This is a genomic window from Eubacterium sp. ER2 (assembly GCF_000765215.1).
Classification (GTDB): Bacteria; Bacillota; Clostridia; order Lachnospirales; family Lachnospiraceae; genus Claveliimonas; species Claveliimonas intestinigallinarum.
In genome coordinates, this window is the sequence record NZ_JPJE01000018.1 from 141,910 (window position 1) to 161,117 (window position 19,208).

Sequence of the window (19,208 nt, forward strand, 5' to 3'; positions counted from 1 at the left end):
ATGAATTTGCCAAATAAACTGACCGTACTGCGGGTAATCATGGTACCATTTTTTGTGTTTTTCATGCTCACGGATTTCGCGGGGGACGCCGGCAAATGGATCGCCCTCGTCCTTTTCTGCCTGGCAAGCCTGACAGACATGCTGGACGGCAAGATTGCCAGAGCCCGGAACCTGGTGACTAACTTCGGTAAATTTATGGACCCTTTGGCGGATAAGCTGCTTGTGTGCTCTGCCATGATCTGTCTCATTCCGGCGGGCAAGCTGCCGGCCTGGGTGGTCATCGTCATCATCGCGCGGGAGTTCATCATCAGCGGGTTCCGGCTGGTGGCGGCCGACAGCGGCATCGTTATCGCGGCCAGCTACTGGGGAAAATTCAAGACCGTGTCCCAGATGTTCATGGTGATCGTGCTGATCGCTGACCTGGGCGGCGTATTTGATACAGTGGGTACTGTGCTTATCTGGATCGCCCTGATACTGACAGTGGTATCACTGATCGATTATATTGCGAAAAATGTAGAAGTGCTGACAAAGGGAGGAATGTAGGATGACAGTGGAGCTGATTTCTGTCGGTACGGAAATACTTCTCGGAAACATCGTGAACACAAACGCCGCCTACCTGGCGGAGAAAATTGCCCTGCTGGGGCTTTCCTGCTACCACCAGAGCGTGGTGGGGGATAATGAGGAGCGGCTGGAGGACGCCATCCGGCTGGCCCTCTCAAGGTCCGACATCGTCATCTTAAGCGGCGGCCTTGGCCCCACCAAGGATGACCTGACTAAGGAAGTGACAGCAAAGGTATTTGGAAGGGAACTCTATGAGGACGCCCACTCCAAAGAGCGCATCCAGGCCTACTTTGACAAGCGGAGGGCCCAGGGCCGGGAGATTACGGCCAACAACTGGAAGCAGGCCCTCGTCCCGGAGGGAGCCATCGTGGTGGACAACCACAACGGCACAGCCCCGGGCATCATCCTGGAGGATAAGGAAAAGGGAAAGACGGCCATCCTTCTGCCGGGACCTCCGGGTGAGATCAAACCCATGTTTGAGAGGGATATCGCCCCCTATCTGAACAGGCTGCAGCCGGAGGGCATTTATTCGAAGATGGTGAAGATCTGCTCCATCGGAGAGAGCCAGGCGGAGACCATGGTGGCGGATCTGATGGATGAGCAGAGCAACCCCACCCTTGCACCCTACGCCAAGACCGGGGAGGTGCATTTCCGGGTGACTGCCAAGGCGGCGGACGAGGAGTCCGCCAGGAGGCTGATGGAGCCCATGCTGGCGGAGCTTGAGAAGCGGTTCGGAGACTACATCTACACCATGGACGAGGAGGTTACTTTGGAGGAGGCAGTTGTAGGCATGCTCCGGGAGAGACAGATGACAGTCACAACAGCCGAGTCCTGTACCGGGGGCCTGCTGGCAGGCAGGATCATGAACGTGCCAGGGGCCTCCAATGTGTACAAAGAGGGATATATCACCTACTCCAATGAGGCCAAGGAAAAGCTCCTTGGCGTGGAACACAGCACTCTGGAGAGCGTGGGGGCGGTAAGCCCTGAGACAGCGGAGCAGATGGCCCGGGGAGCGGCCCGCCAGGCAGGCGCGGACGCGGCTCTCTCTGTCACCGGCATTGCCGGACCGGACGGGGGAACGCCGGGGAAACCGGTGGGCCTTGTGTATGTCGGGTGCTGTGTCAGGGGAAAGACCCGGGTGGAGGAATTCCGCTTTACCGGGAACCGCAGCAAGAACAGAGACTATGCTGTTGTCAGAGCGCTGACCCTGCTCCGGGAGGAACTGCTCAGGACAGAGGACAAGGCATAGATACCATAGAAAAAGGAGGAAGATCCTATGAATATACGCAGACTGGAGAGACAGGAGATGCTGGATGCCCTCCACCTTGTGTGGGACGTGTTTGCCCAGGATGTGGCGCCTCTGTACACACCGGAGGGAGTGGCTTCTTTTCAGGACTTTATCAGATATCCGAATATAGAGAGGAAGATGCAGACAGAGGGGCTTGCCCTCTTTGGCGCCTTTGAGGGAAGCCAGCTGCTGGGCGTGGGAGGGATTCTGCCCACCGGACATATCGCCCTCCTCTTTGTGAGGCGGGAGTACCAGCACAGCGGGATCGGGAAGGCTATCCTGCTGGAGATGTGCTCCTTTGCGGTTCAGACTTACCGGGTGTCGAAGTTTACGGTCAATGCTTCCCCGGGAGCGGTGGACGCCTACCGCCACATGGGTATGCATGACACAGCGCCGGAGCAGAACGCAGGCGGGATGCGCTATATCCCCATGGAGATGTGGGCAGCCTCTGTTCCCCTGAAGAAAAAGAGGGGAAAGGGAGTCTACATTGCCGCAGGCGTGGGCGCAGCCTGCCTTGTTCTCGCTGTGGTGGCGGGAGCTGCCATCTCGAGGGAGCTGCGCTACGTGGCCGAGAACGGCGTGGACGAGTATATGCAGGACGGTAGCCAGTGGGGAGATGACGGCTCCTCCATTGAGGACTGGTATGATGAATTCTACGGCGGCTACGGACAGGGCGGCTACGGACAGGCTGAGGACGGTCAGGAGGAGTCCGGCATTGACGCCATCCCGGAGTATGTGGATGAGGACTGTGGCTACGATGTGACGGAGGACAACTACATTTACACAGCGGACAATACGGGCAGCACTACCATTCAGTTTGAGGTCTACTATCCCCAGGTGGACGGCCTGGACGCGGAGGTACAGGAGAAGGTGAACACCGCTCTCCAGGACTGCGCCCTGGACTCTGTGGATAAGCTGTACCTGTCTCCCTCTGACGAGATGAAAGAGAAGGTGCTGGGGGAGGAGTATCCGGTGCTGGCAAGCTTTGTGGAGTACAAGGTCACCTACCAGAGCCGGTCGCTCTTAAGCGTGGTATTCCAGGATTACAGCTACGAGGGCAGTGAGAACGACTATCACGTGGCCCTCCGGTGCGTGAACGTGAACCTCCAGGATGGAACCCTCTATGAGGTGAAGGATATTGTCAATCTGGACGACAGCTTTGTCGGCCAGTGGGCGCAGGTTATGCGGGACGAGGCGGACGACGACACCTTCCTCTCGGAGCTGAGCGCGGAGGACATGAAGGCTGTCCTCGGCGGAGACACAAAGGACGGCGTCTACACACCGGAATTCTTCGTGGATGAGGACGGGCTGGAGATCGGCCTTTCCTTCCGCTATCCGGCGGACAGCCAGGACGACAGAGGGTATGCCTGGGTGACAGCACCCTTTGACTTTGACGAGATAGGGCCCTTTGCCTCTGACAGCGGCTTCTGGGCGCTTGTTCAGTAAAGGAGAGGACTGACAGATGAAAGCATTGGTTATCGCAGAAAAGCCGTCGGTGGCCCGGGACATAGCCAGAGTCCTGAAGTGCGGGAAAAATATTTCCGGTGCCATCGAGGGCGGACAGTATATCGTCACCTGGGGGCTGGGGCACCTTGTGACCCTGGCGGATCCGGAGGACTATGACCCCAAATACAAGGCGTGGAAGCTGGAGGATCTTCCCCTGATGCCAAAGGAGTTCAAGCTGGAGGTGATCCGCCAGAGCCAGAAGCAGTATCAGGCTGTGAAGGCCCAGATACACAGGAAGGACGTAGGTGAGATCATCATAGCCACAGACGCCGGACGGGAGGGGGAGCTGGTGGCCCGGCTGATCCTTGTCAAGGCGGGAAACAAAAAGCCCATCAAGAGGCTCTGGATCTCTTCCGTCACGGACAAAGCTATCCGGGAGGGCTTTGCCCGCTTGAGGAACGGGCACGACTACGATCCCCTCTACGACGCGGCCCTCTGCCGGGCGGAGGCGGACTGGCTTGTGGGCATCAACGCCACGAGAGCACTGACCTGCAGGTACAACGCCCAGCTCTCCTGCGGCAGGGTACAGACCCCCACACTGGCCATTGTGGCCAAGAGGGAGGAACAGATACGCGGCTTTGTCCCCCGGACCTACTATGGGCTGCGGGCGTCCGCAAAGGGCATTACCCTTATATGGAAGGATGGGAAATCGGGGAGTACAAGAACCTTTGACAGAGAAAGGATCCAGGGACTCAGGAGAGCCCTGGAGGGCCGGGAGGCGGAAGTGCGGGAGGTGAAGGCCGCCCGGAAAAAGACCTGCGCGCCCCTTCTCTACGACCTGACAGAGCTCCAGAAGGACGCCTACAAACGGTTCGGCTTTTCGCCCAAGGAGACACTGAATATCATGCAGCGGCTCTACGAGAACCACAAGGTGCTGACCTACCCAAGGACCGACTCACGGTATATCAGCAGCGATATCGTCCCCACTATAAAGGATCGGCTGGAGGCCTGCGCTGTGGGCCCCTACCGGAAGCTGGCGGCAAAGGTGATGCGCACGGCAGTGAGCCCGAAGGCCGCCTTTGTCAATGACAAAAAGGTGTCGGATCACCACGCCATCATCCCCACAGAGCAGTATGTGGAGCTGACCCACATGACAAACGAGGAGAGAAAGATCTACGACCTGGTGGTGAGACGCTTCCTGTCTGTCCTCTATCCGCCGGCGGAGTACGAGGAGATCCAGCTGACAGCAGCCCTGGGAGAGGAGAGTTTCTACGCAAAGGGAAGGCGTATGCTGAAGGAAGGCTGGAGAGAGGTCTACGGCGCGGACGAGGAAGAGGAGAGGGAGGAGGACGAGGACGTAAAGAGCCAGTCCCTCCCCAGACTGGAGAAGGGGGATAGGATCGAAGGCGTTCATCTTGCCGTCACAGAGGGAAAGACAAAGCCCCCTGCCCGATTTAACGAGGGAACCCTCCTGTCGGCCATGGAGAACCCGGCAGCCTACATGGAGAGCCACGACAAGCAGGCGGCAAAGACACTGGGAGAGACCGGCGGGCTTGGGACTGTGGCTACCCGGGCGGATATCATGGACAAGCTCTTTGGAAGCTTCCTCCTTGAGAAGAGAGGAAATGAGATCTATCTCACCTCCAAGGCAAAGCAGCTCCTGGAGCTGGTTCCCGCAGACCTGAAAAAACCGGAGCTGACTGCTGACTGGGAGATGAAGCTTTCACGCATCGCTGATGGAAAGCTGAAGAGAAGCGCCTTCATGCGGGATATCCGGGATTACGCCCAGGCTGTCACGGAGGAGATCTGGACCGGCACCGGCACCTTCCGCCACGATAACCTGACCAACACGAAGTGCCCGGTCTGCGGCAAGCGGATGCTGCGGGTGAAGGGGAAGAACGCGGAGCTGCTGGTGTGCCAGGACAGAGAGTGCGGCCACCGGGAGACCATCGCCCGCACCTCCAACGCCCGGTGCCCGGTTTGCCACAAGAAGATGATGCTGAAGGGCCAGGGGGAGGGGCAGGTGTTTGTCTGCTCCTGCGGCTACAAGGAAAAGCTGTCCGCCTTCAAGGAGCGAAGGAAGAAGGAGGGGGCAGGCGTCAGCAAGCGGGATGTCCGGAAATATCTGGACAGGCAGAAGAACGAGCCTGTCAACACGGCCTTTGCGGACGCCCTCGCGGGCATCAAGCTGGATCAGTAGATGGACCGGCAGAAAAAATACTGAAACCAGATTGACGAATGTCGAAAATTATGAGAGAATAATTTTAGGTATGGGTTAAATATCTAACGACCCTGCAAAAATTCCGTACATGCAGCCAAGGGCATGTACGCATATCGAAAGGAGTTTTAAAATGATTTATTCACATGAAGTAGAAATGATGTGTCCGGTAGCTCAGGGTGCAAATCACGGACCGGCTCCGATCCCGGAAGAAGCAAAATGGGTACAGGCTAAAGAGATCAAGGACATCTCCGGTTTTACACACGGCGTAGGCTGGTGCGCACCTCAGCAGGGAGCATGTAAGCTGACTCTGAACGTAAAGGACGGTATCATCCAGGAGGCTCTCGTAGAGACACTGGGATGCTCCGGAATGACGCACTCCGCAGCTATGGCTTCCGAGATCCTGCCGGGAAAGACAATCCTCGAGGCTCTGAATACAGACCTTGTCTGTGACGCTATCAACACAGCCATGAGAGAGCTCTTCCTTCAGATCGTTTACGGAAGAACACAGAGCGCGTTCTCCGAGAACGGACTTGCCATCGGCGCTGGTCTGGAAGACCTCGGAAAAGGACTCCGTTCACAGGTTGGAACCATGTATGGTACATTAGCCAAAGGTCCCCGTTACCTTGAGATGGCTGAGGGATATGTAACAGGTATCGCTCTTGACGAGAACGATGAGATCATCGGATACCAGTTCGTAAACCTTGGAAAGCTGACAGACTTTATCAAAAACGGCGATACACCGAACGACGCCTGGGAGAAAGCCAAAGGTCAGTACGGCCGGGTAGATGACGCTGTGAAGATCATCGATCCCCGCAAAGAGTAATCGCAGGTTATCGCAAAGAATAAAGGTAATAATTCAGGAGGATACATAAATGGCTTTATTTGAATCATATGAAAGAAGAATTGATAAAATCAATGAAGTGTTAAACAGCTACGGCATTGCTTCACTGGAAGAAGCTGAGAAGATCACAAAAGATGCCGGACTGGACGTATACAACCAGATCAAAGGCATTCAGCCGATCTGCTTTGAAAATGCATGCTGGGCTTACATCACAGGTGCAGCCATCGCTATCAAGAAGGGGTGCGAGACAGCTGCAGACGCTGCCGCGGCAATCGGAGAGGGCCTGCAGGCTTTCTGTATTCCGGGATCTGTTGCTGACCAGCGTAAAGTAGGTCTTGGACACGGCAACCTTGGCAAGATGCTCCTTGAGGAGACAACAGACTGCTTCTGCTTCCTGGCAGGACACGAGTCCTTCGCAGCAGCAGAGGGAGCCATCGGTATCGCTGAGAAAGCGAACAAAGTCCGCAAGAAACCGCTCCGCGTTATCCTGAACGGACTTGGAAAGGACGCTGCAAAGATCATTTCCAGAATTAACGGTTTCACATACGTACAGACAGAGTACGACTACTTCACAGGCGAGCTGAAGGAAGTGCAGAGGATTGCCTACTCTGACGGACTTCGCTCCAAGGTTAACTGCTACGGCGCAAACGATGTGCGCGAGGGTGTTGCCATCATGTGGAAAGAGGGCGTAGACGTTTCCATCACAGGTAACTCCACAAACCCGACACGTTTCCAGCATCCGGTTGCAGGAACCTACAAGAAAGAGTGTGTTGAGGCAGGAAAGAAATACTTCTCCGTTGCATCCGGCGGCGGTACAGGACGTACACTCCACCCGGACAACATGGCTGCAGGACCGGCTTCCTACGGTATGACAGACACAATGGGACGTATGCACTCTGACGCTCAGTTCGCAGGATCCTCATCCGTACCGGCTCACGTAGAGATGATGGGTCTCATCGGCGCAGGAAACAACCCGATGGTTGGTATGACTGTCGCAGTTGCCGTTTCCATCGAAGAGGCAAAGAAGGCTGGCAAATTCTAATCAGCCTTTGAAATGAATTGCTCCCCATATGGCGGACACCGGAAAATCCGGAGCTGCCATGTGGGGAGCTTTTTATGTCTGCATATTTATCTGGTTATAAGAAAACTGTATGAACTTGCGCCGGAGTATGATACACTGTAAGCGTCGGCATAAAATCCGGCAAAATATCAGAAGAATTTATGAGAGTGAACAGGAGAGAAGAAAGATGCAGGTCAAAGCGATAACCCCCAGGGGATACTGCAAGGGCGTTGTGCGTGCAATAGAGATGGCAAAAAAGGCAAAGGACGAAAAGAAGCCCATCGTCATCCTGGGCATGATCGTCCATAACCAGTACATTGTGGATGCCCTGAAGGAGATGGGCATTGAGACCATTGATCATCCGGGGAAGACACGTCTGGAGCTTCTGGATGAGATTGATGAGGGGACTGTGATCATCACGGCCCACGGGGCCAGCGATCAGGTGTTTGAAAAAGCTCGCGGCAAGGGACTCCACGTCATCGACGCCTCCTGCCTGGATGTGATCAAGACCCATAATGTGATCAAGACGAGGCTGCAAGAGGGCTTTGAGGTATTATATTTTGGAAAGGCAGGGCACCCGGAGGCGGAGGGGGCTGTCTCTATCGACGCGGAAAGGGTCCACCTTATTACCAGCAAATCTGACCTTGATGGCATAGATCCGGGCAGGTCCTACGTCATCACAAACCAGACTACCATGTCCCTGTACGATGTGCAGGAGCTATGCGAATATGCGGAAAAGCTGCTGCCTTACGTACTCGTCGAGAAGGAGACATGTACAGCCACCAAGATCCGGCAGGAGGCCATCAAAAATATGGACGAGGATGTGGATATCGTGTTTATCGTGGGGGATCCCCACTCCAATAACACCCAGAAGCTGGCCGCCATCGCCCGGGAGAAACGGGAGGTCTACATGATAGAGAGCCTGGAGGATCTGGATGTGGAGCTTTTGAGAGGGAAGAGAAAGGCCGCTGTCTCCTCGGGGGCGTCCACCCCCACCTATCTGACAAACCAGGTCATTGGATTTCTGGAACAGTTTGAGGAAACTGATCCCGCCACTTACCGGAAGCCAGCCACTGACCTGACGAAAATTCTTGACTGACCGGTCATAGAAAGGGAACCTGATGAGAGAAAAGAATTATAACCTGGAACTGATACGCATGGTGTCCTTTGTCCTGGTGATCGCCATACATGTGAGCAATTATTTCTGCCGCGGCTACGGGGAGATCCCGGACAGTGAATACCTCTTTTCGCTTGTGGTGGACACGGCGGCCAGAGTGAGCGTGCCCTGCTTTTTCATGATCACCGGGGCGCTGCTCATGGGGAGGGATGAGCCTCTTGAGAAGCATGTGAAGAGACTGATCCGGTTTTTTACCGTGCTGGTGGTGTGGAGTCTGGTCTACTATCTGTGGAATACCTTTTACATGAAGTCAGATTTTGACCTGCGGACGATCCTCTATGAGCCTGTGGAGGCGCATCTGTGGTATCTGTATGCCATGATACCCATTTACCTGGTCCTCCCGTTCCTGCAGGTGATGTGCAGGAACTTCAGCGTAAAGCTGGAGAAAGCCTTTTTTGTAGTGACTACAGGGACGGTCATTGCCAATTACCTGCTTTGGCTGATGCACGGCGAATTTTACTACGACCCGCCTCTGATCGGGGACCGGGTCTATGTCTATTACCTGTACGCGGGCTACTATCTCTATAAGTACAGGGCCCGCATTCGCCTCAGCCAGAGGGCGGCAGCAGCGGTATGCGCTGCGAGTCTTGCCGCCTCCTTTGGCATCACGCTGGCCGCGACGGTGGTACAGGGGGATCACTACGAGGGAGCCCTTACCTATGGCATGCCCTTTATCGTGCTGGCCTCTGCCATGTTTTTCCTCGTTATGCTCAGGCTGAGAGGTGGAAGCCTGCGGCCCGGTGAGAGGGCAAAAAGGGTCATAGATCTCTTCTGCGGGTGCTCCTTTGGGATCTATCTCATCCATATCCTGTTCCTGGACAATTACAAAAAGCATATGGAGCCCTACGATCTGTCCGCCTGGATCGCGGTGCCGGCGCTTGTGGCGAGTATCACAGCCGTATCCTTCCTGTGCGTCTGGCTGCTGCGAAGGACGAAGCTTGGACGGAAGATCACCTGATACCGCAGGCAGAATAGATACACAGAAAAACTGACGCAGCAAAGGAGAAGATTTATGAAATACGATTTTACTTCCATCATGGACCGGTCGGGGAAGGACGCCCTGGCCGTCGATGCCCTGGGTGCCAATCCCATGGCCCCCACGCCGCCGAAGGAGGGATTCGACTTTATCCCTATGTGGGTGGCGGATATGAATTTCGCGACTGTCCCCACTGTTGTGGAGGCGATTACAGAGCGGGCGAAGCATCCGGCCTTCGGGTATTTTGCCCCCAGTGACGCCTACTATGACTCAGTGATCCGGTGGCACAGAGACAGAAACGGTGTCACGGATCTTGTGCCTGCCTGTATCGGCTATGAAAACGGCGTGCTTGGCGGCGTGGTCAGCGCCATAAACGCGTTCTGCTCCAGGGGAGACAATGTACTCCTCCATTCTCCCACCTACATTGGCTTTACCGGCTGCCTGACAGACAATGGCTACAACATAGTCCTTTCCCCGCTGGTTAAGGACGAGAAGAATGTCTGGCGGATGGATTTTGAGGACATGGAGAGAAAGCTTTCGGAACATAAAATCCACGCGGCCATTTTCTGCTCTCCCCACAATCCATGCGGCCGCGTGTGGGAGCGCTGGGAGATCGAGAAGGCCATGGAGCTCTACAGGAAATACGACGTCATGGTCGTCTCGGATGAGATCTGGTCAGACATTATCCTGGAGGGACACAGGCACATTCCCACACAGAGCGTGTCGGAGGATGCGAAGATGCGCACCGCCGCCTTTTACGCGCCGTCCAAGACCTTTAATCTGGCCGGCCTGATCGGGAGCTATCACATTATTTATAATCCATATATCAGAGACCGGATCGCAAAGGAGTCTTCCCTCAGTCACTACAACAGTATGAACGTACTGTCCATGCACGCCCTCATCGGCGCTTACAGGCAGGAAGGCCGCGAGTGGGTGGATGAGCTGCGCCAGGTCATCACCGGAAATGTGGACTATGCCTGCCGGTTTATCAAGGACCGGCTGGAGGGCCTGGAGGTCAGCCGCCCGGAAGGCACCTACATGCTTTTTGTGGACTGTACAAAGTGGTGCCGGGAGCACGGGAAAACGATCGAGGATGTGGAGCGGGCGGCCTGGGATGTGGGCGTAGGGCTTCAGGACGGCCGCATGTTCCATGGCCCTTGCCATGTCCGTATCAATCTGGCGCTGCCTTTTTCCAGAGTGCAGGAGGCCTTTGAGCGCCTGGCCAGGTACGTCTTCTGTGACTGAATACTTTTAGGCCGAAGATTGACAAGATCCGACAATCTTACTACAATAAAACTATCAGAAATGAGAAGGAAGGGGACGAAGAAATGGCAAGATTTTGTACACAATGCGGAAGAAGACTGGAAGAAGGCGAGGTCTGCAACTGCACGCAGCAGAACCAGAATACTGCACAGAGCCAGAGCACGGCTGCTCCCGGAGCAGGGAGCCAGCAGCAGAGCGGCAGTCAGCAGTATAATCAGGGCATGAACGGCGGCCAGCAGAGCGCACCCTACACAAATTATCAGGGCGGCCAGCAGCAAAATCAGGCGGCAGGCGGGCAGCAGCAATACCAGGGAGCGAATTACCAGCAGTATAACCAGGGCATGAACAGTAATCAGCAGTACGGACAGGGCATGAACGGCGGCCAGCAGTCCCAGTGGGCGGGCATGAACAGCCAGCAGATGAAGCAGATGGGAGCCCAGGCCATGGCGGGAGCCAGGAACATGTTCCGGGAGGTTCTTCCCATCCTGAAGCGCCCAGTGACAGAGACAAGAAGGATAGCCGCGGGCAACTCCCCGCTGGTGGGTCTGGAGCTGATCGGCCTGAAGGCGCTGATCATCCTGATCATTGTCCTGATCGCGGCATCCAGGATTTCCGGAATCTCTAACGGTATGATACAGATGCCTTATTTTAAGCTGATCATACTCACTCTCCTTTTAACCGTGGGAATTGACGCCTTGGAGGCTGTGCTCCTGAATGCGTTCGCCGGCATGTTTAAGGGCAGCACCAACATAAACGCCATGTTCTGCGTGGTGGGAAGCCGGGCGCTCTACGACGGGATTATCGCCATCGTGGCAGGCCTGCTGGCTCCGTTTTTCCTCACCGGCTCCGCCTTTGTCCTTGCGTTCGGCGGTCTGATCCTGCCCTATGTCCAGTACGGGGCTTACCGGTCGGTTGCGCAGGGGGACGATGACAGAAGAGTGTACGCGTTTTTTATCGTGAAGGTGATCTCAGCGCTTGTTCTGTATGTCATTTTCTACCTGATGGCAGCTGACATGCTGACTTCTATGATTGGAAGCGCTATGAGCGGCCTTGGCTCAGGCTTCGGTTCGGGCTTTGGCTCATACTATTAAAAAGGGAGCGTGATCCGGAATGATGGTAAAGCTGAATGACCAGGCCAGGGCATATATGGAAAGGCTGGGCTGGAGCGACCTTGTGCTTGGCGTGGAGGAGTACACCAGCTGATGCGCGCCTCCGTATAAGGAGATCGTGGTAAGTTTTACCCGAGAGGACAGGGAGGCCATGGAGGCGAAGGGCTATGTGGCCGCAGAGAGCGAGGTCGGTAATGTGTATTACCCCGCGGAAGGGGTGAAGACCTCGGAGGAAATAGCCGTGAATTACATAGAGTACCCGTGGCTTACCAGATTTGAAGTGGAAGGGATCGAGCCGTCATAGAGCGGGCGGCAGCTGGAAAGAAAACTCTGTGCAGATGAAAAACATCGGATCTGCACAGAGTTTTTTTGTTAGGCAGAGACGATGGTAAAATAGTATTTCCGGTCTCCCACAGTGACCCGGAAGACAGTGTCATTGAACGTGCGCTTCCACCTGTACAGGAAGGGCATGACCTGTTCTACCTCCACATCGTATCCCTCATACATTTCTTCTCTTTGAACGGACACATCCCCGGAGCTGATGCAGAAGAGCCAGAGAGTGTCAATATCAGCGTCATGGCGCCTGGTGGAGCCCGCGTCCCACTGGACCAGATAGTCGTCCACAGGAAGCCGTGTCAGCAGGCCGTCCCTGGCAAATACAGTTGGGTTTAACCAGAAAATAAGCAGAAACAGCAGGATGACCACAGCCAAAAGACACAGCAGTCGTTTTTTCTTTGCTTTCATTTACACCGCCTCCCTGGGGAAAATGGATATCAGGCTTCAACTCTTTCAAAAAGATACTGACAGCACCTCGACCTATGATGTAAAATTATAACACAGAAAGAGGTGAAAGCAATGATTAATTACTCGGAAAACGCACAGAAGCAGTATCACACCCAGGTGGGAGAGGGGGATGTGGGACGATATGTGATCCTCCCCGGGGATCCCAAGCGGTGCGAAAAGATCGCGAAATATTTTGACAGTCCGAAGCTGATCGCGGACAGCAGGGAGTATGTGACCTACACCGGTTATCTGGAGGGGGAGAAGGTGAGCGTTACCTCCACCGGCATCGGCGGCCCGTCGGCGTCTATCGCCATGGAGGAGCTGGTTATGGCAGGGGCGGACACATTTATCAGAGTGGGCACCTGCGGCGGCATGCAGCTTGATGTGAAGAGCGGGGACATTGTGATCGCCAGCGGCGCCATCCGGATGGAGGGAACCAGCAGAGAGTACGCTCCCATTGAGTTCCCGGCGGTGGCGGACATAGGGATCACCAACGCGCTTATAGAGTCGGCGGAGGAGCTTGGGTATCCCTGCCATGTGGGCGTGGTGCAGTGCAAGGACTCCTTTTTCGGCCAGCACGCGCCGGAGACAAAGCCGGTCAGCTATGAGCTTCTGAACAAGTGGGAGGCCTGGAAGCGCCTGGGCTGCCTGGCCTCGGAGATGGAGTCGGCGGCTCTCTTTGTGGTGGCCAGCGCGCTCCGCGTCAGGGTGGGCTCCTGCTTTCTTGTCATGGCTAACCAGGAGCGGGCAAAGGCCGGGCTGGAAAATCCGGTGGTCCACGACACAGACACAGCTGTACGGACTGCTGTGGAGGCTCTGCGCAGGATGATCCGGGCCGGGCGACAGGCCGGCAGGGAGGAGAAAAAGTGACAGAAAGAGGACAGGTGGATAAAAAGCAAATGGATAAAGGACAGATACAGGAGCTGATCAGCGCGGCTATGGTTCAGCTTGAGAAGGCCTACGCACCCTACTCTCACTTTAAAGTGGGGGCGGCTCTTCTAACCAAGGAGGGAAGGATCTACACAGGATGCAACATTGAAAACGCCGCCTACACCCCCACCAACTGCGGGGAGAGAACCGCTTTTTTCAAGGCAGTCAGCGAGGGAGAGCGCCACTTCCGGGCTATCTGCATTGTGGGAGGCATGGACGGCGTGCCGACAGACTACACGGCTCCCTGCGGGGTGTGCAGGCAGGTCATGATGGAGTTCTGCTCCCCGGAGGAATTTGAGATCATACTGGCCAGGGGAGCGGAGGACTATCAGGTGTATAAGCTGAAGGATCTGCTGCCCCGGGGCTTTGGGCCAGGCAATCTGGAGAAGAAGGATTAGTAGAAAGAGAGGACGAAAAAGAGAATGGACAGGATGGAAATATTAAGCCATGTAGACCACACGCTGCTGGCCCAGGACGCTGCCTGGGAGGATATACGGCAGATACTGGACGACGCGGTCGCCTACAGGACCGCCTCCGCCTGTATCCCGGCGGCCTATGTAAAGCGGGCGGCAGATTATGTGGAAGGGAGGCTTCCCATCTGTACGGTGATCGGCTTCCCCAACGGATACAGCACCGCGCAGGCCAAGGCTTATGAGGCCCGGGACGCTGTCGCCAACGGAGCGTCGGAGATCGATATGGTGATCCATGTGGGGGCCCTCAAAGATAAGAGATACGATGAGATCGAGGAGGAGATCCGCAGGGTGCACGAGGCATGCCAGGGAAGGATCCTGAAGGTCATTATCGAGACCTGCCTCCTCACAGAGGAGGAGAAGATCGCCATGTGTGACATCGTCACAAGAGCCGGTGCGGAGTACATCAAGACATCCACCGGATTTTCCAGCGGCGGAGCCACCTTTGCGGACGTGGAGCTCCTGAGAAAGCATGTGGGAGAAGGAGTGAAGGTCAAGGCGGCCGGGGGCATCCGCTCCTTTGAGGATGCGGAGAGGTTCCTGGAGCTGGGGGCTGACCGGCTGGGCACAAGCAGGCTGGTAAAGCTGATGAAAAACAGTTGATAAAAAAATAAATTGACAGACAAGTGTGTCCGGTGCTATACTAACTACCATAAACCGGAGACGGGGAAGTTGTATTGCCAAACGGTCTGCAGCGAATTCGGGATGGTGGAAGCCGAAGAGATGTCAGTGGCAGTAAGTGGGCCCCGGAGGGCGATGTGAAAGGAAGAGCTTCCGAGTAGCCGAGACGCAAGGCCAGCGTTAGAGGGCCAGGGATGTGATGGCATTCCGGCAGAGTGGGCATATCTATGGGATATGTCAAACAGGGTGGTACCGCAGGTTTTTACCTGTCCTTGAAGTATTTTCAGGGACAGGTTTTTTTATTTTACAGGAAAGTCCTTCGGGCTTTACTTTTGCAGGAAATCTGTCAGCCGGATGCAGGGAAAGACAGTCTGGAGGTGAGAAAATGGATGACAGCTTTATGCTTTATGACCTGAAGGTGGAAGTGGTCGGGTCGGAGAAGCCCATGGTGTGCAGCCACAGGGAGGGAGACTATTTTCTGGTGATCGGAGAAAATCTTGTCTTTCCGGAAAACAATTCCTTTTCCATGTACGCCCTGAGCGCGCTGCTCCCCCTGCTTCCCGCAAAGCAGCGGGTGCTGGATCAGAATGACTGGATGCTCTCGGACAGCGTCATCGCCTGTCCGGACCCGAACTGCGGGGCAAGATTTAAGATTACCCGTATCGGGAAACGGAAATTCAGCCACGGCGCGTGTACAGTGGAACCTCTCTACAGGGAAGAAAATGAAAAGACAGAAAAAGGAGAAGACAGACTATGACAGAGAAGATCGAACTTACAGAAGGCTATAAGATAAGCAGAGTGATCAACGGGTGCTGGCAGCTGTCGGAGGGACACAGCATCAAGAATGATCTGGATTTTGACGACGTGATGCGGGCCTTCCACATGCTGGCGGAGAGAGGATTTACTACCTTTGACTGCGGCGATATCTACACAGGGGTGGAGGAGTTCCTGGGAAAATTCGTGCTGGAGCTGAAAAATGGCAGAGGCGTCTCCCCGGCAGACATCCAGATCCACACAAAATACGTACCGGATCTGGATATGCTGGACAAAGTGGATTTCCAGTACACGGAGAAGATCATTGACAGGAGCCTTAGAAGACTGAACCGGGACGTGCTGGACATGGTGCAGTTCCACTGGTGGGATTACGATGTGCCGGGATGCGTGGAGACAGCCGGGTATCTGTGCAGGCTGAAGGAGAAGGGAAAGATCCGCAATATCAGCGTCACCAATTTCGATACAGCCCACCTGGCAGAGCTGGTGGACGCGGGAATTCCGGTAGTTACAAGCCAGACCCAATACTCCGTGTTTGACAGAAGGCCGGAGAAGGGATATCTGGATTACCTGAAGCAGCATCACATTCCTATGCTCTGCTACGGAACCCTGTCCGGCGGATTCCTGGCAGAGAGATGGATCGGGAAGAAGATGGAGGAGCCGGAGACAAGGTCCCAGGTGAAATATATGCAGGTCATCGAGGACTCCCTTGGCTGGGACGGCTACCAGCAGCTTCTTCTCATACTGAAGGATATCGCGGAGAAATACGGTGTAGGCATATCCCAGGTGGCGTCCCGGTACATTTTGAGCCAGGAGGGTGTGGGAGCAGCCATCATTGGCGTCAGGAACAGCCGCCACGTGGAAGACAATATGCGGATCTTTTCTTTTGAACTCTCCGGGGAAGATATACAGAGGATCCGGAGCTTCCTTGAGCAGTACCCTACAGTAGAGGGGGAGCCCTTCCAGCAGGAGAGGACCGTGGGCTCCAAGTACAGGAGCATCATGTGGATGAACTTAAGCGAGGAAGAGTAGGAGAGAGATACACACAGACATACAGATCATAGGAACAGGAGGTATTATCATGGAGCAGCAGAGAAACACGCAGACAAGGGAAAGACTGGAATTTCGCGGCGGATGGGGCATGGCTTTTCTGCCGGTGGCGATCTTCCTCTTTTTCTGTATCCTGTACTTTGTCGTCTTTAAGGCGTTTGAGATGTACGCGCTTGCCATGGGAGCCTTTGTGGGGCTTCTCGTGGGCGCTGTGTTTGTTAAGAAAGGACAGTATGACCGTTTCTGGGAGGCGGTCTACGAGGGAGCGAAGGAGGCGGTGTCCATCGGCATCCTTCTTCTGATCATCGGCATGTTCGCTTCTATGATCAAGGCCGCTGATATTTCTTCCGGCTTTGTATGGCTGGCAGACTACTTTCATGTTAGCGGCGGGCTCTTTACGGCATTTACCTTTTTTGCCGTCTGTGTCATAGCCACGGCCACAGGATCCTCCCTGGGAACCATGTTTACCTGCTTCCCTATCTTTTACCCGGCAGGCATCCTGCTGGGAAGCAATGCACCAGTGCTGGCCGGAGCCATTGTGGGCGGCGCCATCTTCGGCGATAATCTGGCGCCTATCTCGGATACCACCATCATCTCAGCCGGAACCCAGGAGTACAGGAACCGGCCGGGAACCGCGGATGTGGGAGGATGCGTGTCCACCCGCCTGAAATATTCCCTTGTGGCAGCCACTCTGTCCTTCGCTCTGTTCTGGGCCTTTGGCGGAGGCGGAACAGCAGGGACAGGAGGGGAGGAGATATTGGCCGGAAATATGAACCCGTCCACCCTGATCATGCTCATACCTGTGGCGGTGATGCTGGTGCTCGCGGTGAAGACGAGAAACATTTACAAGGCCATCACAGCCGGCATCCTTCTGGGCACAGTGATCGGCCTGGCATTCAGACTTCTCACCTTTGGTGACGTGATCTCCATTCAGGACGGGGCCCCGGCAGGATTTCTGACAGACGGCATCAGCGGTATGATGGCTACGGTAGTTCTGGTGCTCTCCGTGTACGGCATCATGGGTGTGCTCACAGCGGCAGGCGTCCTGGACCGGATCGCGGAGACAATCCTGTCGAGCCGCCTCGGAAAGAGCGCAAGAGGTGCGGAGGTGGCCATGATGCTTGGCATCTCCGTCACCACTCTGATCTTCGGCGGGGTGACCAGCGCATCCATGGCGACCTTTGGAAAGATCCAGAATGAGATCGGCAAGCGGGCCGGGCTTCATCCATACCGCCGGGCCAACCTGCTGGACGGCTTTGCCAATGCCATTGTGCTGAATGTGCCCTTCCTGAGCGTGTTTGTCTTCATAGGCACCTCCCTGACAGAGGGCTACGACATAGCGGCGCCCCTCACCGTCACACAGGTGGGAGGCAGCATGTTCTACAGCATGATGCTGTTTCTCGTCCTTCTTTTTTCTGTCATCACAGGATGGGGCAGAGATTTTGAGGGGGAGAACGGCGAGCCTGTTAGAGCGAAGACCCTGACAGGAGAGAAGGCGGCCGGGCGGAAGAGCGCCCTGGAGGCTTAAGGAAGAAAATGATTGGAGAGAACCCCCGGATAGTTGCCGGGGGTTCATTTGTCAGCCGCCCATTTTATTATTTCCTCTTTCAGCATACCTCAACCATATTCGATCAATATATCAGCAGACAATTGGTGCGCCGGATTTCTGAAAGAATGTCTTTGGTGGAGATGGTCAGTTCACTTTTCAGCTTGGAATCTTCTTTTAAGGGACTTAAGGAAAAGATAACCTTAAAAGAGGTGGGACTGCGGAGCGACTCGGAAAGTCCCAATAAAAGTCCATTGGATGTCCCATGGGTATGAAAGGGAGATTTCGCATAAATATAGATCTGATCCGAAACATTGTGGGGATTATCCAGTCGCATTGTGACATGTGAATCATAATAGTTTATACTGCCATAGTAAATGAAAGCTGATTTCGAATAGTTTTTTGTGCTTTCAATATCGTAATATAAAATGATTTTGTCACTGGTTTTTTCTGTTTCATATTTGTCCTTTACAATTTTCAGAGCACATACATAAAATTTTTTGTCCACTCCGAAATAGGAATACATATAAAAGAGATCCGACTGCTGAAAGAAATTGCCTGCTGAAAGAAAATTGGTATTCGTCGGAGCTGCTGACCTGTCGAAATCCACAAGCTGGTTTACTGTTATGTTCAAAGCGTCTGCTATTTCAAAAAGAGTTTCTATATCTAATACAATTTTTCCGGATTCATATTTGGATAATGTGGAAGGACTTTTTAATATAAGCTTGGAAAATTCTTCTAACGAAAGATGACGCTGCCTGCGGAAAAATTTAATTCTTTCTCCAATTTTCTGACTTACTAACACAAAAATCCCCCTTTTCAACAATAATATCTGGTTTTGCTGGAACATTGATGTGTTTTTATTATTTTATCTGTTAATTGATAAAAACACAACAAAGATTGATTTAAAATGCTTATGAAAGTGAAAATAATTAAAAAATAGGTTTATTTTAAATTTTAATAGACAAAAACAATAAAAAATTTCGTTTAGAGAAAAAAATAATAAATAAAGTGGATTTTGAGGAGAATTCTGATGAATAGAAAAGGGATAAAAGTTTGTTTATAATATAACAAAGATCTTTAAAACATCCTTTT

Annotated in this window: 19 protein-coding genes; 17 read left to right on the forward strand and 2 right to left on the reverse strand. The window is 54.2% G+C overall.

Going from position 1 to position 19,208, the window contains the following annotated elements; translation table 11 throughout:
* The 11 genes from pgsA to NI21_RS0106805 all read left to right on the forward strand — a co-directional run bounded on the left by pgsA (position 1) and on the right by NI21_RS0106805 (position 12,246).
* A complete protein-coding gene (gene pgsA / locus NI21_RS0106755) occupies positions 1–543 on the forward strand; it encodes a CDP-diacylglycerol--glycerol-3-phosphate 3-phosphatidyltransferase (RefSeq protein ID WP_033125468.1) in 543 nt (180 codons plus the stop codon).
* Between the two features lies 1 nt (position 544).
* Positions 545–1,810 carry a competence/damage-inducible protein A gene (locus NI21_RS0106760; protein ID WP_033125469.1) on the forward strand — a complete coding sequence of 422 codons (1,266 nt, stop codon included), beginning with the start codon at positions 545–547 and terminating at the stop codon, positions 1,808–1,810.
* A gap of 27 nt (positions 1,811–1,837) precedes the next feature.
* Positions 1,838–3,295, forward strand: coding sequence for a GNAT family N-acetyltransferase (locus NI21_RS0106765; RefSeq protein WP_033125470.1), 1,458 nt, complete (start codon positions 1,838–1,840; stop codon positions 3,293–3,295).
* A 16-nt stretch (positions 3,296–3,311) separates the two neighbouring features.
* On the forward strand, positions 3,312–5,495 hold the full coding sequence (locus NI21_RS0106770) for a DNA topoisomerase III (RefSeq protein WP_033125471.1): 2,184 nt from the start codon (positions 3,312–3,314) through the stop codon (positions 5,493–5,495).
* 151 nt (positions 5,496–5,646) lie between these two features.
* Positions 5,647–6,339 carry an iron-sulfur cluster assembly scaffold protein gene (locus tag NI21_RS0106775; protein WP_033125472.1) on the forward strand — a complete coding sequence of 231 codons (693 nt, stop codon included), beginning with the start codon at positions 5,647–5,649 and terminating at the stop codon, positions 6,337–6,339.
* Positions 6,340–6,388: 49 nt separating this feature from the next.
* Positions 6,389–7,399 (forward strand): GGGtGRT protein, encoded by a 1,011-nt coding sequence (locus tag NI21_RS0106780; RefSeq protein WP_033125473.1) that lies wholly within the window; start codon positions 6,389–6,391, stop codon positions 7,397–7,399.
* A 205-nt stretch (positions 7,400–7,604) separates the two neighbouring features.
* Positions 7,605–8,516 carry a 4-hydroxy-3-methylbut-2-enyl diphosphate reductase gene (locus NI21_RS0106785; RefSeq protein ID WP_033125474.1) on the forward strand — a complete coding sequence of 304 codons (912 nt, stop codon included), beginning with the start codon at positions 7,605–7,607 and terminating at the stop codon, positions 8,514–8,516.
* Positions 8,517–8,538: 22 nt separating this feature from the next.
* Positions 8,539–9,552: an acyltransferase gene (locus NI21_RS0106790; protein WP_033125475.1), complete on the forward strand. Its 1,014-nt coding sequence runs from the start codon at positions 8,539–8,541 to the stop codon at positions 9,550–9,552.
* A gap of 54 nt (positions 9,553–9,606) precedes the next feature.
* Entirely contained in the window at positions 9,607–10,815 is a 1,209-nt protein-coding gene (locus tag NI21_RS0106795) for a MalY/PatB family protein (RefSeq protein ID WP_033125476.1), read from the forward strand.
* 83 nt (positions 10,816–10,898) lie between these two features.
* Positions 10,899–11,924: a hypothetical protein gene (locus NI21_RS0106800; protein WP_033125477.1), complete on the forward strand. Its 1,026-nt coding sequence runs from the start codon at positions 10,899–10,901 to the stop codon at positions 11,922–11,924.
* 136 nt (positions 11,925–12,060) lie between these two features.
* Complete coding sequence (locus tag NI21_RS0106805) at positions 12,061–12,246, forward strand: hypothetical protein (protein ID WP_033125478.1); 186 nt, start codon at positions 12,061–12,063, stop codon at positions 12,244–12,246.
* Between the two features lie 68 nt (positions 12,247–12,314).
* Here the strand turns inward: NI21_RS0106805 and NI21_RS0106810 are convergent, their stop codons facing one another.
* Positions 12,315–12,686, reverse strand: a complete 372-nt coding sequence (locus NI21_RS0106810; protein ID WP_033125479.1) for a hypothetical protein — start codon at positions 12,684–12,686, stop codon at positions 12,315–12,317.
* Between the two features lie 111 nt (positions 12,687–12,797).
* On the opposite strand from NI21_RS0106810, the gene udp reads away from it, so the two are divergent.
* From udp to NI21_RS0106840, 6 genes are all read left to right on the forward strand, one after another.
* Entirely contained in the window at positions 12,798–13,595 is a 798-nt protein-coding gene (gene udp / locus NI21_RS0106815) for a uridine phosphorylase (RefSeq protein ID WP_033125480.1), read from the forward strand.
* A 29-nt stretch (positions 13,596–13,624) separates the two neighbouring features.
* Complete coding sequence (locus tag NI21_RS0106820; protein ID WP_033125586.1) at positions 13,625–14,053, forward strand: cytidine deaminase; 429 nt, start codon at positions 13,625–13,627, stop codon at positions 14,051–14,053.
* Positions 14,054–14,077: 24 nt separating this feature from the next.
* Entirely contained in the window at positions 14,078–14,728 is a 651-nt protein-coding gene (gene deoC, locus NI21_RS0106825; protein ID WP_033125481.1) for a deoxyribose-phosphate aldolase, read from the forward strand.
* Positions 14,729–15,131: 403 nt separating this feature from the next.
* The gene (locus NI21_RS0106830; protein ID WP_033125482.1) at positions 15,132–15,503 is read left to right on the forward strand and encodes a TIGR04076 family protein; all 372 of its coding nucleotides are present in this window, start codon (positions 15,132–15,134) and stop codon (positions 15,501–15,503) included.
* Positions 15,500–16,549: an aldo/keto reductase gene (locus NI21_RS0106835; protein WP_033125483.1), complete on the forward strand. Its 1,050-nt coding sequence runs from the start codon at positions 15,500–15,502 to the stop codon at positions 16,547–16,549. Before NI21_RS0106830 ends, NI21_RS0106835 begins: the two co-directional genes overlap by 4 nt.
* A 49-nt stretch (positions 16,550–16,598) precedes the next feature.
* Positions 16,599–18,095, forward strand: coding sequence for a Na+/H+ antiporter NhaC family protein (locus tag NI21_RS0106840; protein ID WP_033125484.1), 1,497 nt, complete (start codon positions 16,599–16,601; stop codon positions 18,093–18,095).
* Positions 18,096–18,198: 103 nt separating this feature from the next.
* On the opposite strand, the gene NI21_RS0106845 is transcribed toward NI21_RS0106840, so the two are convergent.
* A complete protein-coding gene (locus tag NI21_RS0106845) occupies positions 18,199–18,918 on the reverse strand; it encodes a helix-turn-helix domain-containing protein (RefSeq protein ID WP_197052610.1) in 720 nt (239 codons plus the stop codon).
* Between the last annotated feature and the right edge of the window lie 290 nt (positions 18,919–19,208).

Bases quoted from the DNA above. Each gene is read 5' to 3' on its own strand.
- pgsA (WP_033125468.1), top strand. From the start codon at position 1: ATGAATTTGCCAAATAAACTGACCGTACTGCGGGTAATCATGGTACCA.
- NI21_RS0106760 (WP_033125469.1), top strand. From the start codon at position 545: ATGACAGTGGAGCTGATTTCTGTCGGTACGGAAATACTTCTCGGAAAC.
- NI21_RS0106765 (WP_033125470.1), top strand. From the start codon at position 1,838: ATGAATATACGCAGACTGGAGAGACAGGAGATGCTGGATGCCCTCCAC.
- NI21_RS0106770 (WP_033125471.1), top strand. From the start codon at position 3,312: ATGAAAGCATTGGTTATCGCAGAAAAGCCGTCGGTGGCCCGGGACATA.
- NI21_RS0106775 (WP_033125472.1), top strand. From the start codon at position 5,647: ATGATTTATTCACATGAAGTAGAAATGATGTGTCCGGTAGCTCAGGGT.
- NI21_RS0106780 (WP_033125473.1), top strand. From the start codon at position 6,389: ATGGCTTTATTTGAATCATATGAAAGAAGAATTGATAAAATCAATGAA.
- NI21_RS0106785 (WP_033125474.1), top strand. From the start codon at position 7,605: ATGCAGGTCAAAGCGATAACCCCCAGGGGATACTGCAAGGGCGTTGTG.
- NI21_RS0106790 (WP_033125475.1), top strand. From the start codon at position 8,539: ATGAGAGAAAAGAATTATAACCTGGAACTGATACGCATGGTGTCCTTT.
- NI21_RS0106795 (WP_033125476.1), top strand. From the start codon at position 9,607: ATGAAATACGATTTTACTTCCATCATGGACCGGTCGGGGAAGGACGCC.
- NI21_RS0106800 (WP_033125477.1), top strand. From the start codon at position 10,899: ATGGCAAGATTTTGTACACAATGCGGAAGAAGACTGGAAGAAGGCGAG.
- NI21_RS0106810 (WP_033125479.1), bottom strand. From the start codon at position 12,686: ATGAAAGCAAAGAAAAAACGACTGCTGTGTCTTTTGGCTGTGGTCATC.
- udp (WP_033125480.1), top strand. From the start codon at position 12,798: ATGATTAATTACTCGGAAAACGCACAGAAGCAGTATCACACCCAGGTG.
- NI21_RS0106820 (WP_033125586.1), top strand. From the start codon at position 13,625: ATGGATAAAGGACAGATACAGGAGCTGATCAGCGCGGCTATGGTTCAG.
- deoC (WP_033125481.1), top strand. From the start codon at position 14,078: ATGGACAGGATGGAAATATTAAGCCATGTAGACCACACGCTGCTGGCC.
- NI21_RS0106830 (WP_033125482.1), top strand. From the start codon at position 15,132: ATGGATGACAGCTTTATGCTTTATGACCTGAAGGTGGAAGTGGTCGGG.
- NI21_RS0106835 (WP_033125483.1), top strand. From the start codon at position 15,500: ATGACAGAGAAGATCGAACTTACAGAAGGCTATAAGATAAGCAGAGTG.
- NI21_RS0106840 (WP_033125484.1), top strand. From the start codon at position 16,599: ATGGAGCAGCAGAGAAACACGCAGACAAGGGAAAGACTGGAATTTCGC.